The sequence below is a fragment of the Amycolatopsis orientalis genome, assembly GCF_000943515.2.
Lineage (GTDB): Bacteria > Actinomycetota > Actinomycetes > Mycobacteriales > Pseudonocardiaceae > Amycolatopsis > Amycolatopsis orientalis.
In genome coordinates this window covers 4,782,871-4,795,526 of record NZ_CP016174.1, presented here as the reverse complement: position 1 = coordinate 4,795,526, position 12,656 = coordinate 4,782,871, and the positions used below count along the sequence as shown (strand labels likewise).

The following is a 12,656-nucleotide window of genomic DNA, read 5'->3' as shown; positions in this document are numbered from 1 at the left end:
ACGGCTGCACCCTTGGCCCTGACGCGACGTGCCATCCCTGCCCGGACACCCCCAGTGCCCAGGCAGGGAAACCGCGGTCAGGCGTGCTGACCGGCGAGTTCGGCGACCGCCGCGGCCACGTCGTCCACCTCCTGTTCGGTGTTGTAGTAGTGCGGGCTCAGCCGCAGGCACCAGTCGACGTCCTTGTCCCCGAAGTCGAACTGCGCGAACTCCCGGTAGCTGAGCGCCGAGTTGATCCGCCGGGCGTCCATCGCCTCCTTGAACGGGACGGCCGCCCAGCCCTTGATCGAGAACGTCACCAGCGCGCCCAGCCGAGGGCCGCGGTCGAGCACCTCGACGCCCGGAAGGACGGCGAGCCCGTCACGCAGCCTCGCGGCGAGCGCGGGGGTGCGCCGGGAGATCGCCTCCAGGCCGACCTCCCGGGCATAACGGGCCGCCCGCGCACAGCCGAGCACCGTGGCGTACGGGAATTCCCACTCCTCGAACCGGCTCGCCGACTCCGCGGGGTCGTAGTGCCCCGGCGCGGACCAGCGGGCGCCGTGCATGTCGATGAACAGCGGCTCGTGTCCGGCGTCGAGGAAGCGGTCGGAGACGAACAGGAATCCCGAGCCGCGAGGACCGCGCAGGAATTTGCGGCAGGTCGAGGTGAGCAGGTCGGCCCCGATCTCCTCGACGTCGACGGGGTACTGACCGACCGACTGACAGGCGTCGACGAGGTACAGCAGGCCCAGTTCGCGGCAGTGCCGACCGATCTCGGCGACCGGCTGGACCAGTCCCGAATTGGTCGGGATATGCGTGGCCGCGACCAGTTTCGGCCTCCGGGCGCGCATCAGGGCGGCCATGGCCTCGACGTCGACACCGCCCTCCGGCCTGTCCGGTGCGTGCACGATCTCGACGCCGAACCGCTTCCGCAGCGACAGGAACGCGATCTGGTTGGAGATGAAGTCGTTGCGGGTGGTGAGGACGACGTCGCCGGGTTCGAACCGGATCGAGGACAGCGCCGTGGAGTAGGCGTGGGTGGCGCTGGCCGCGAAGGCGATGTTGCGCGGCCGCGCGTTGATGAGTGCCGCGATCTCGCGGTAGAACCCCGCGACCTCGCCGGATCTGGCGGCGGCTGCCTCGTAGCCACCGATCTCGGCTTCGAGGTTCAGGTGGTCGAGCATCGTGCTCAGGACCGGCTTCGCCAGGAGTCCGCAGCCCGCGTTGTTGAAATGGACGACGTTCTCGCTGCCCGGGGTGTCTGCTCGCAACGCCCGGATGTCCAGTAGTGATTCCGCCCGGTTCCCAGTAGCACTATCATGTTCCTTCATGTCCGACAGTAGCACTTCCACCTTGGCGGCTCAGCTGCGTTCGCTGGTCCGCGCGGCGGCGCCGGGGGACCGGTTGCCCAGCAGTCGCGAGCTGATCGAGCGCTACCGGGTCGGCCCGGTGACGGTCTCGCGCGCGATCGCCCTGCTGGCCGCGGAAGGCGCCGTCGTGACCCGCCCCGGTAGCGGGACCTACGTGGCGGCGAAGCCGAGGACGGCCGGAGAACCGGTCGACACGGCCTGGCAGACCGTCGCGCTGACCGATCGCAGCGTCGACACCCGGTCCCTCACCGGGACCTCGGGACCGCCACCGGACGGCGCGATCCTGCTCGACGGCGGCTATCCGCACCGATCACTGCAGGCCACCCGGTTCCTGAGCGCGGCACTCGCGCGGGCAGGCCGCCGCCCGGACGCCTGGGATCGCGCGCCCGCCGCCGGGCTCGCCGCGCTGCGGGCGGTGTTCGCGGGCCCGGCCGGCGCGTCACCGGACGACGTGCTGATCACCGCCGGCGGCCAGAGCGGGCTCTCCATGGCGTTCCGGGCGATCGCGGCACCCGGCAGCCCGGTGCTCGTCGAATCACCGACGTACCCCGGTGCGCTGGCCGCCGCGCGAGCGGCCGGACTCCGCCCGGTGCCGGTCCCGATCGACGACGACGGCGTCCGCCCCGACCTGCTGGCCGAGGCGTTCGCCATGACCGGGGCCCGGCTCTTCTGCTGCCAGCCCACTTTTCACAACCCGACCGGGACGGTGCTGGCGGCCGGGCGCCGCGCCCAGGTCCTCGACGTGGCGCGTGCGGCGGGCGCGTTCGTACTGGAGGACGACTTCGCCCGGTATCTCTCGCACGGGGCCACGGCACCGCGTCCGCTGATCGCTGATGACCGTGACGGCACCGTCGTCCACCTGACCTCGGTGACCAAAGCGGCCGCACCGAGTCTGCGGATCGGCGCGCTGATCGCCCGCGGTCCGGTCCTCGACCGGATGAAGGCGATCCGGCGGGTCGACGACTTCTTCGTCTCGCGCCCGCTGCAAGAGGCGGCCCTCGAACTGCTCAGCGCGCCGTCCTGGGAACGGCACGTGCGGAAACTGGGCGCGGAACTACGGGAAAGATGCGGGAAGGCGGCCGCGGCGCTGGCGGGGGAGTGTCCTGAGTGGACTGTCACGCGGCTGCCCGAAGGCGGACTGCATCTATGGGTACGGCTACCGGTGGGGAGCGACCCGAACACCCTCGCCCGTGCGGCGCGGGAGCGGGGAGTCGTGGTCGGGGCAGGGGAGCGGTTCTTCGCCACCGAGCCGTCCGGACCGTTCCTCAGACTCGGCTTCGCCGCCGCCGCCGACATCGCCGAACTCACCGAAGGGATCCGGCGGCTCAACCAAAGTGTATAACGACCTATACGGCGCGACTCACGCCAAAATCGCGTCCAGGAGAAGGTAAACACCACCGCCGAGGACGACGCCGACACCCAGGCCGGCGGTGACCTCGGCTTTGGTGTGGTCGCCGAGTTCGACGCGGGACCAGCAGACCCAGCCGACGCCGAGGAAGACCAGCGCCGACCAGGGGCCGTAGACGCGGATCAGCATCACGGCCGCGCCCGCCGCCACCATCGCGTGCATCGAGATCTTGAACTCGAGCCCGAAGGTGATCGCGAGCGCGGCGACCAGGCAGACGAGTTCGGCGGCCGCGAGCGCGATCATCTCGTGCGGGGCGCCACCGGCGATCAGGACGGCGAACCCGGCGGTCAGCGAACCGATGCAGACCGCGAACGGGACGAGCCGCCCGGCTCGATCGGTGACGTGGTGGCTGTCCCATTTGCCTTTCCGGGCGCCACGCACGATCACGGCCATCGGGATGAGGGAGCCGGTGACGCCGACGATCAGGCCCCAGAGCACCGTCTCGCCGACGTGGTGACCGGTGACCTGCCACGCGACGATCAGGGGCAGGCCGAGCACCCAGACCCAGGGGGCGAGCACCTCGGTCGCGATCCGCGCGAGGCGGCGGGTCCCGGGGGCTTCCGTGGACTGGGTCGGCATGGCGTGCGGTCTCCTCGGGAATCGTGGCCGTGGTGGCTCCTGCCGGACTCGCGCCCGGCAGGAGCGGTGATCATCGTTGCAGACCCCGGCGTCCCGCCCTCGCGAGGATGTCGGCGGCCGCCGGATCGGCCTGGGCGGCGTCGTCGAAGTTCTCCTTGGGCAGCACGGTGTTCCCGGCCACGATCACCGTCTCGGGCGGGGTGTCGTGACCGTCGGGCAGGACATCCCAGAAGTTGCCCGCGAAGACGACGTTCTCCATCGGCGGGCCCACTTGGAGCACGATCGGGGTGTCGGCCCGGTGGACGATGTTGCCGAGAACGGTGATCCACGCCGCGCCGTAGTCGGCGTAGAGGCCGAAGTTGTACGAGGTGAGGACGTCGCGGATCACGTTGCCGCGGACCATCGCCCCGCCGGCGAACGACGAGCCCTGCGGGGCCGAGAGGTAGATCCCGCCGCCGTCCATCAGCTTCCCCATGCTGCGTTCGACGAGGTTCGAGAGCACCTGGGTGCCCTTGGCCCGCTCGCCGCCGGTGATCACGATGCCGTTGTGCGGGACATCGTGGATCTCGTTGTGCGCCACGGTCGTCTCCGCGGACTCGACGACGAGGACGGCGGGCGAGCCGCGGTACTCGGTGCCGATGTGGTGGACGAGGTTGTCCTCGACGGAGACCCGGGTGCTCGTGTGGACCGCGATCCCGCTGCCGGAGATCTCGTCGAACGTGTTCGCCCGGATCGCGACATCGGTGCTGTCCTCGATCAGGAGTGCTCCGGCGCCGAGTCTGGTGAAACGGTTGCCCTCCATGGTGATCCGGCTGGCCGACGTGAGGCTGACGTTGGCTGGTAGCTGGACCGGCTCAGACGGCACATGGACATAGCCCACGTCCGCGCCGAGGTCGATCTTCTGGAAACCGCCCCGCTCGTGGCGGGCGTTGCCGTGATAGTGGAGGTAGCCGCCGGTGCGGGTGGGGCCCGACCAGGCCGCGTCGGTGAGGGTGAAGCCGCGCACCACGAGGTCGTGCACGCCTCGGCCGCTGATGAGCGTTTCGAGTACGGGGGCGACGACGCTCGTCTCGCCGATCGCCTCGCCGGGGCGCGGACGGTAGTGCAGGACGTGGCCGTCGGAATCGGTGCGGCTGACGGCGAAGGTGCCCGGTTCGGTCAGGAAGGCCACGTTGTTCTCGAGTACGGAAGGGGAGGCGAGACCGTCCCAGCTGCCGTCTCCGCCGGCGCCGTGCCATTGGGCGTCGTAGAGGGACTTGGCGTTGTCGAAGGCGGGCTGAGCCATGGTGATGGTGGTCGAGGAGTCGTCGCCGGAGATCGACGCGACCGCGAGCCGGGCTTCCGACCACGGGTAGACGCCGGGGTAGACGAACTCCAGCCCGGACGGGTCCGGCCACGACTGAGGCTCTACGCTGTCTGTGACGTAACCGGTGGCTATTTTCGTCACGGCTCCCGGTAAGCCGTTCGTTCGAGCCGCCCGTGCCGCAGGATGGCCGTCGACAGTGAGCCGTCGAGGCGTCAGGTCGCCGATCGGCGCCGTCCAGACGCCGTCGTCGCCTTCCGTCCAGCCGGTGATCTCGCGGCCGCCGCTCAGTTCGACCTTCGCCTGCTCGGGTGTTCCGTAGCCTTGCGCCTGGTAGATCACGCGGAAACCGTGCATACCGGAATCGCCGGCCTCGCCCTCGAAAACGAGGGGTTCTTCGAGGTGGTGGACGCCTGCCGTGAAGGTGACGATGATGTCGCCGGTCATTCCGGCGGTGGCGGCGCGGACGGCTTCGCGTGCCGCGTTCGGGGTGGCGAAGGGCTGGTCGGCGGTACCGGGCCAGTCGTCCTTGCCGTCAGGGGAGACGAAGAACCTGATTTCAGGCATGCTGAAGCGCTCCTGTCACGCGGTTTATGGGATATACTGGAGTTTATTACCTAAACACGTACGAGTGAGCAGCGTCAAGGGAGTAGCCGGTGACGGAAGAGGACGCGCAGCCCGATCCTGAGCGCGCGATCGAGTTGCTCTGGGGTGCGTCCGAGCCGGAGCGGCCCGGGTTGAGCCTCGGGCGGATCGTCGCGGCGGCCGTCGAAGTCGCGGACGCCGAAGGACTCGCGGCGCTGTCCATGCGCAAGGTCGCGGAACGGTTCGGTACCACCACCATGTCGCTGTACCGGTACGTTCCCGGCAAGGCGGAACTGGTGGAACTCATGCGTGACGCCGTGTACGGCGAGTTCCCGGTGCGGCCCGCGGACGGACTCGGCTGGCGAGAGGGCCTCGAACGGTGGGCCCGGCGGGCATGGGAGAGATACCGCCACCATCCGTGGCTGGTCCACAGTGCCGGAACCCGCCGTCTGCCGGGCCCGAACATCATGGCCGGGTACGACCACGCCCTGGATGTGGCCGCGCGGAGCGGTCTCGCGCCGGCGCAGGTGATCGCGGTGGTGAACCTGGTGGGCGGGTTCGTCGAGTCCGTCGCGCGGCAGGCGGGGGAGACCGCGGAACTTCAGCGGCGCACGGGCGTGTCCCACGAGCGCTGGTGGAGTGAACGCGAGTCCCTCTTCGAGCGGCTGGACGCCTATCCGGCCCTGGAGAGGTTGTGGAAGGAGGGTGGGATGGACGCCCCGCTCGATCCCTTCGAATTCGGGCTGCAGCGCACCCTCGACGGCGTCCAGGCGCTCGTCGACGGGCAGGGGAGTGAGGTTATCCGTGACGAAAACAGGGGAGGGGAGTGCGCCGCGTGCGGCAAGCCCTTGGACGGGGGAGGACGGGGCAGGCCACGGGCCTACTGTTCGAGGGCCTGCCAGCAGCGCGCCTACCGCCGACGCCAGGCTCATGTGGACTGACGTCGGTTTTGTTAAGTGTATAACGACCTATTCAGCCGGGCGACATACAAGATCAAATTAAGACAGCAGGAAAACCCGCAAAGACTGTCGGGGGTCCTGGCTAGGGTGGCCTGGTGATCACCGAGGTCTTGCTGGAGCAGGTCGAGGAGAGCCTTCGGACGCCGGTGCTCTTCGAGGGTTTCCTCGAAGCGGGGGCGCAGGCGGCTCAGGCGCTGCTGGTGCTGGGGAAGGTCGCCCGCACGCGGTTCTGGATGCCGCCGTCCATGGTGAATCGGCTCATCGCCGAATCCGATCCGGTCTTCACCGCAGACCGGACGACACTGCGCGCGGAAGCTTTTTCGCCGTGCTGCGGTGTGTACGCCAGACTCGATCTGCCGGAGGTGGGCGGTCTCGGCGAAGGCTGTACCAACGTCGATCTGTCCGAGGCGACGCGGACCGTCCTGGCCGGGGTCGTGGCGCAGGATCCGTTGCACCTGACCGTTCGCGGCGAGGGGATCCGGCTCCGCACGCTGGACGGGCAGAACGACGAGTCCGTGGTGCCGCTGCCGGATCGCTGGGTGTCGGGCTTCGCCGAGGTCGCCGCCGTCACGGCGGGCGCGGTGAAGAAGGCCGAGCTGGACAAGCTGGAGGCACGGAACTTCCTGCGGCGGCTTCCGGTCGCCGTCGGCAGGTCGTGGGCGGTCGCGTCCGGTCGCGGGCTTCGGTTGACGTCACGGTCGGGCGGGGACTCGATCCCGGCCGGCGGGCTCCATCGGCTGCGGGTGGTCGAGCCGCTCATCCGGTTCGTCCAGGGCTTGACCGTCCACACGCGACCGGACAGCGAGGTCGCGACCTGGGTGCTCCAGCTGGAACGCGCGCGACTCGCCGTGACGCTGTCGCCGGAGCCGTCCCGTGGCTTCTCGGGCGAGGGCGGCTGGCTGAACGCGCTGGCCGGAGGGCTCGAAGCGCCGGAGCCGGTGGCAGGTCGCGCCGGCCATGACGTCGTCGACGGCAGGTGGTTTCCGCGTGAGCTTCCGAGCGGGAGCGCTCCGGCGAACGGGCGGCTGGCGAAGGCGCGTGAACTCGTCGCGGCCGGAGCCGTCCGGCTGCTGCCCGACGGTGGCTACGAGATCACGCGCGGCGGCTCGGTGCAGCGCGTCCGGCTGATGCCTGCCGGGTGCACGTGTGCCTGGTGGGCCAAGCATCAGGAGACTCGTGGACCGTGTTCGCATGTCTTGGCGGCCCGGATTTCAGCGGCTGAGTCGTGAGGCGGCCTTCGCGGCTTTTGAACTGCCTTTGAATCCCGCCAGCCAGTCCTTCGTTTCGGCGCTGATCGTGCCCGCGCCGCGGTCCACGAGGTCCGCGGCGAGTTCCAGCAGCGCGAAGATGCCGCGGTGGGTGGGTTCCAGCTTCGGAAGCAATGTGTCCAGTGTGGACAGGATCGCGCTCGGATGGTCGTTAGCGATGATCAAAAGCCGGGGAGCCAGTCTCGTCGGGACGAGGTGAGAGCCGAGTGCACCCAATGCCTCGCCGAGTGCGCGGGGGCCGAGCAGGCGCCGGTCGAAGAGGGTCAGCGCGGCGTCCGTGCCGAGCTGGACGGCGGTGGGGCGTTTCAGCGCGAGGGTGGTGGCGATGAGCATCGTGCCAGGGAACCCTGGGACCGAGGGGCTGTCGAGGAACGGGGGCAGCGCGGCTTTCTCCACGGGGTAGCCGACTTCGAAGTCGTTGAAGAACAGGTCCCCGGCGACGGCGGCTTCCAGGTGGTCACGGTCGTAGGGCGAGAAGACCGCTTCGTGGCAATCGGTGAAGCCGAGCCATTCGGGGGGTGGGCCGTCGAAGAGCATGCCCAGCCAAGGGGTCTTCGGTGGGACCGGATCCGGGTTTCGTTCGATCGCCAGTGAGTCGATGCCGTATTCGCCGAGGCCGACCTTGGCCGTCCAGGTGATCGGCGGTCCGGGTTCGCCGCGCAGTGCCGCGGCGGGGTCGGCGGATTCGGGGTGCCGGGCGCGGGCGGCGGCGAGGGCAGTCCAGCCGGTGTCTTCGATGGCCGGTCCGCCGAGGGCGTAGCGGATGGTGTCGGCGTGCGGGCCGGTGAGTGCCGAGGCGAGTGCGAGGGCTTCGGGCCGGGTGTCGGGGGCGAGTCTGAGTAGCGCGTCGACGACGTCGTCCTTGGCCGCGTCGGGGTGTTCGAGCATGCGGGAGACGAAGACGACAGGGTCGAGCCAGCCGCCTTGGTGGGTGGCGGCGGAGACGGGTACGGCGGTGCCGTCGAGCAGCGCGGTGACCCGGTGGTGGAGTGGGCGGCGCCAGCCGCCGACCTGGGGTGGGCGGGTGACGTCGCGGCCCGCGAGGCCGAGGACGAGGGTGGCGATCAGTTTCGGTACGGCCGGGCCGTATTTCTCGCCCGCTATCTTGGTGGCGCGTTTCACCAGGGGTTTGAGGGCGTCTTGGAGTTCGCCGGCGACCCGGTGGGCGCCGTCGAGGGCGGCGAGGAGGAGGTCGGCCTGGTCGGGGTCGGCGAGGAGGGAGGAGAGGGCTTCCGCGACCGCGGCCGGGGTGTCGGGGATGTCGAGGGGGATGGTCAGCATCCGGCGCTGGTGCCATGGCGGGCGTACGGGTTCGGGGTACTCGGCGGGGTCGACGGTGGGTGTCGTGTCCGGGGTGACGCCGAGTCTGGTGGTGGCGAGGGTGCGGACGTCGGACGCTTCGTGGGTGAGTGCGGCTTCGAAGACTTCGTTGGCGAGGTCGGTCAGTTCGGGGCGCCGGTCGGCGATGCGTCCGGCGAGTTTGAGGGCGAGTTTGGCGGTGGCGGCGCCGCGTCCGGCCGCGGCCGCGGGGAGGTGCTGGAGTGCGACTTCGTCGTCGAGTGTGCCTTGTTTGTCCACTAGGGACAGTGCTTTGACGGCGAAGGAGACGGTGCGGGGGAGGCTGCTTCCGCAGAGCCGGGCGTAGCGGGTTTGGGCCGCTGTGCGCTCGTCCGGTGTGGGGGTGAGGGCTTCGTGAAGTGCGGCGTACCACTGGGCGCGGAAGGCGGCGAAGTCGCGGGCGAGGACGTCGAGGGTGAGGTCGAGGAGCCTGGTGCGGTCGAGTTCGCCGGTCTTGGTCAGTTCGAGCAGCGCGGTGGACCATTTGTCCTCGTCGCGGACGTACTTGTCGAAGGCCGCGAAGCTGGTGTCCCCGGTGCCTTCGACCGTGAGCAGTTCCCAGAGTTCGGTGAGGGCTCCGGGTTCGGTCCGGAGGCGTTCGGTGAGGGGTTTGCCGCCGAAGCGGCCGGCCCAGCGGAACCAGCCCGCGTAATAGTCGGGTGTCCGGATGGGTTCGAGGTCGCCGTCGCGGACCATGCGGCGGATGGCTTCCCAGGCGGTCTGGTGCCGGATCAGGCGGAGGGCCATCGTCTTGCGTTCGGCGAGGGGCCGGTCCTGCAGGACGCGTTCGAGGATCGTGGGTGAGGCGATCCAGAGTTTGCCGAGGAGGGGGTCGGCGGCGGGGAGGGTGGCCCAGAGGGCGGTCGCGGCTTGCTGGCCTTTGAGCGGGTTTCGGGCGCCGTAGGTGTCGGGTTCGATCTCGGTGAACTCGCTGCTGTCCTTGAACGCGGCCAGGAGTTCGGGGATCAGGGCTTTCCGCTCGGCGCGGGAGAGCGCGAGGGTCCGGGTGAGGACTTCCGACGGCTGGCCGGTGAGGAGCGCGTTCAAGTGCACGGCCCCATTGTGTCGTGAGTGGTAATGACGGTTCTAACCCTCATTACCACTCACGAGGGGTGGGGTCAGAGGGTGGCGAGTCTGCCGAAGCCGTCGGAGCCGTGGCCGGTGTCGATCGCTCGCTGCACGTGGGCGCGGGCGGCGGTGAGGACGCCGTTGTCGAGGTCGCGGGCCCGGACGGTGTCGAGGATGTGGTCCATCGTCGCCGCGGTGGAGGCGAGTGTGCCGTAGTCGCCGGGGTAGCGGTCGGTGGAGACCTGGTCGGCGAGGAGGTCGATCATGTCCGGGAAGAAGCCGAGGAGTGCTTTGGCGTGTGTGGCGATGTCGGTGGCGTCGATGTTCTCCGCTTTGGCGAGGGCGAGCATGTGGATCACGCCGCTCATGGAGGTCCAGAGCATGTCCTGCAGGGAGGCGTCAAACGCGGCGGCCCGGCCGGGATCGTCGCCGACGTGCTGCATGTTCTCGCCGAGTGCGGTGAGGGTGTCCCGGTGTTTCCGGTAGACGTCGGCGGGGCCGCTGTAGAAGAAGGACGCGTCCGGGCCGCCGATCGCGCCGGTGGTCGCCATGATCACGCCGTCGAGGTAGTCGATGCCGTGTCCGGCCGCCCAGTCCGCCATGGTGAGGGCTTGTCGTGGTGATCCGCCGGTGAGGTTCACCAGGGTGCGTCCGGTGAGCGCGTCGGTGTCGAGGACCGAGCGGGCGGCGGTGTAGTCGCGGACGCAGACGACGACGAGCGGGCTGGCCGCGATGGCTTCGGCGGCGGTCGGGGCGGTGGTGACGGCGAGGCCGTTTTCCTTGCCAGGGGTGCGGTTCCACACGGTGGTGGGGTGGTCGGCGGCGGCGAACGCGGCGGCGAGGGCGTGTCCCATGGGGCCGAGTCCGAGGACGGTCACGGTGGTCATGGCGGCTAAGCTAAACCTTGACATTGACGTCAGAGTCAAGTCGTGGGGGTGGGGGATGAGGATCGGGGAACTCGCGCGGCGGACGGGGGTCAGCGAGCGTGCGTTGCGGTACTACGAGGAGCAGGGGCTGCTGACGCCGCTGCGGCGGCCGAGTGGGTATCGCGTGTACGGCGACGCGGATGTGGCGGCGGTGCGGCGGATCAGGATCCTGCTCGGGGCGGGGCTGAACACCGCGCAGATCCTGGAGATCCTGCCGTGCATCGTCGACGAGGACGGCTGGCTGACGCCGGATTGCCCGGAGCTGACCGAGGCATTGCGGCAGCAGCGTGCGCGGATCGACGAGGCGATCGGTGAGCTGGAGGCCACGCGCGCGAACCTCGACACGATCATCGGTGCGGAACGGCGGGGGGGCTGAGATGCCGACGATCACGGGTACGCCGGTTCCGGGTGCGATCCGGGTGTCGCGGGCGTTGCTGATCGCGGTGGCGGTGAGTCATCTGGTGGTGCCGCTGGTGTTGTGGGCCAACGAGAACGCGTTGCGTACGCAGATCGCGACCCGGTATCCGGGGTTCGGTCAGGCCGAGGTCGAGCGGTCCGCCGCGGTCGCGATCGAGTCGGGGGCGGTGTTCCACGGGATCCTGCTGGTGTTGTGTGTGGTTCCGGCGTGGAAGCTCGCGACCGGGCAGCGGTGGACGCGGCGGTTGACCACGGCCACCCAGCTGTTGTCGCTGGTGTTGAGCGTGTTCTCGTGGACGTCTTCGCCGATGTTCCACGCGGTGATCCCGGTGGTCGGTCTCGCCCAGGTCGTACTGGTCGTGTTGTTGTGGGTGCCCCGGCCGTCGCGGGAGTTCTTCGCCTGACAACGGAAAAGGCGGCCGTGCCCCGGGGACACGGCCGCCTTTTCCGTCGGTGGTTCAGGCTCAGATGAGGCCGAGCTTCTTGACCGCGTCGCGCTCTTCGGCCAGCTCGTTGACCGAGGCGTCGATGCGGGCGCGCGAGAAGTCGTCGATCTCCAGGCCCTGGACGATCTTGTACTCGCCGTTCGCGGCGGTGACCGGGAACGAGGAGATCAGGCCTTCCGGGACGCCGTAGGAGCCGTCGGACACGACCGCCGCCGAGGTCCAGTCACCCTCGGGGGTGCCGTTGACCCAGGTGTGAACGTGGTCGATCGCCGCGGAGGCGGCCGACGCGGCGGAGGACAGGCCGCGGGCTTCGATGATCGCCGCGCCGCGCTTGGCGACGGTGGGGATGAAGTCGTCGGCCAGCCACTGCTGGTCGGTGAGCACCTCGGTCGCGGGCTTGCCGGACACCTCGGCGTGCGCGATCGACGGGTACTGGGTCGCGGAGTGGTTACCCCAGATCGCGACCTTCTTCAGCTCGGTCACCGGTACGCCCAGCTTCTTGGACAGCTGCGCGAGGGCGCGGTTGTGGTCGAGGCGGGTCATCGCGGTGAAGCGCTCGGCCGGGACGTCGGGCGCGTGCGCCTGGGCGATGAGGGCGTTGGTGTTGGCGGGGTTGCCGACCACGAGGACCTTGATGTCGTCGGCCGCGCCGGCGTTGATGGCCTCGCCCTGCGGCTTGAAGATGCCACCGTTGGCCTCGAGCAGGTCGCCGCGCTCCATGCCCTTGGCACGGGGGCGGGCGCCGACGAGGAGGGCGACGTTCGCGCTCGCGAAGGCCTGCTTCGCGTCGTCGAAGATGTCGATGCCCGCGAGCAGCGGGAACGCGCCGTCTTCGAGTTCCATCGCGGTGCCCTCAGCCGCCTTGACCGCCTGCGGGATCTCCAGGAGCCGCAGTTTCACCGGGGTGTCTTGGCCGAGCAGCTGACCGGACGCGATGCGGAAGAGCAGCGCGTAGCCGATCTGGCCGGCCGCACCGGTGACGGTGACGTTGACAGGGGCTTGGGTCATTG

Annotated in this window: 11 protein-coding genes; 5 read left to right on the top strand and 6 right to left on the bottom strand. The window is 69.7% G+C overall.

The window, feature by feature from the left end; translation table 11 throughout:
* Positions 1–77 precede the first annotated feature (77 nt).
* Positions 78–1,250, bottom strand: coding sequence for an aminotransferase class V-fold PLP-dependent enzyme (locus SD37_RS20985; RefSeq protein WP_236725064.1), 1,173 nt, complete (start codon positions 1,248–1,250; stop codon positions 78–80).
* A gap of 58 nt (positions 1,251–1,308) precedes the next feature.
* Between SD37_RS20985 and SD37_RS20980 the strand changes: the two genes are divergently transcribed.
* Entirely contained in the window at positions 1,309–2,691 is a 1,383-nt protein-coding gene (locus tag SD37_RS20980) for an aminotransferase-like domain-containing protein (RefSeq protein WP_044856590.1), read from the top strand.
* An 18-nt stretch (positions 2,692–2,709) separates the two neighbouring features.
* Here the strand turns inward: SD37_RS20980 and SD37_RS20975 are convergent, their stop codons facing one another.
* Together SD37_RS20975 and SD37_RS20970 are read right to left on the bottom strand one after the other, a co-directional pair.
* Complete coding sequence (locus SD37_RS20975; RefSeq protein WP_044856589.1) at positions 2,710–3,336, bottom strand: hypothetical protein; 627 nt, start codon at positions 3,334–3,336, stop codon at positions 2,710–2,712.
* A gap of 70 nt (positions 3,337–3,406) precedes the next feature.
* Complete coding sequence (locus SD37_RS20970) at positions 3,407–5,206, bottom strand: right-handed parallel beta-helix repeat-containing protein (protein ID WP_044856588.1); 1,800 nt, start codon at positions 5,204–5,206, stop codon at positions 3,407–3,409.
* Between the two features lie 89 nt (positions 5,207–5,295).
* Between SD37_RS20970 and SD37_RS20965 the strand changes: the two genes are divergently transcribed.
* Together SD37_RS20965 and SD37_RS20960 are read left to right on the top strand one after the other, a co-directional pair.
* The gene (locus SD37_RS20965) at positions 5,296–6,165 is read left to right on the top strand and encodes a TetR/AcrR family transcriptional regulator (protein WP_044856587.1); all 870 of its coding nucleotides are present in this window, start codon (positions 5,296–5,298) and stop codon (positions 6,163–6,165) included.
* A 113-nt stretch (positions 6,166–6,278) separates the two neighbouring features.
* A complete protein-coding gene (locus SD37_RS20960) occupies positions 6,279–7,412 on the top strand; it encodes an SWIM zinc finger family protein (RefSeq protein ID WP_044856586.1) in 1,134 nt (377 codons plus the stop codon).
* On the opposite strand, the gene SD37_RS20955 is transcribed toward SD37_RS20960, so the two are convergent.
* Positions 7,395–9,842 carry a DUF6493 family protein gene (locus SD37_RS20955; protein ID WP_065912907.1) on the bottom strand — a complete coding sequence of 816 codons (2,448 nt, stop codon included), beginning with the start codon at positions 9,840–9,842 and terminating at the stop codon, positions 7,395–7,397. The genes SD37_RS20960 and SD37_RS20955 overlap by 18 nt on opposite strands.
* A gap of 65 nt (positions 9,843–9,907) precedes the next feature.
* Complete coding sequence (locus SD37_RS20950) at positions 9,908–10,744, bottom strand: NAD(P)-dependent oxidoreductase (RefSeq protein WP_052675169.1); 837 nt, start codon at positions 10,742–10,744, stop codon at positions 9,908–9,910.
* A 55-nt stretch (positions 10,745–10,799) separates the two neighbouring features.
* Here SD37_RS20950 and SD37_RS20945 point away from each other — a divergent pair, with 55 nt between their 5' ends.
* Positions 10,800–11,159, top strand: a complete 360-nt coding sequence (locus SD37_RS20945; protein ID WP_065912906.1) for a MerR family transcriptional regulator — start codon at positions 10,800–10,802, stop codon at positions 11,157–11,159.
* A 1-nt stretch (position 11,160) separates the two neighbouring features.
* A complete protein-coding gene (locus SD37_RS20940) occupies positions 11,161–11,604 on the top strand; it encodes a hypothetical protein (RefSeq protein ID WP_044856582.1) in 444 nt (147 codons plus the stop codon).
* A gap of 60 nt (positions 11,605–11,664) precedes the next feature.
* Here the strand turns inward: SD37_RS20940 and SD37_RS20935 are convergent, their stop codons facing one another.
* On the bottom strand, positions 11,665–12,654 hold the full coding sequence (locus SD37_RS20935; RefSeq protein ID WP_044856581.1) for a malate dehydrogenase: 990 nt from the start codon (positions 12,652–12,654) through the stop codon (positions 11,665–11,667).
* Positions 12,655–12,656 lie beyond the last annotated feature (2 nt).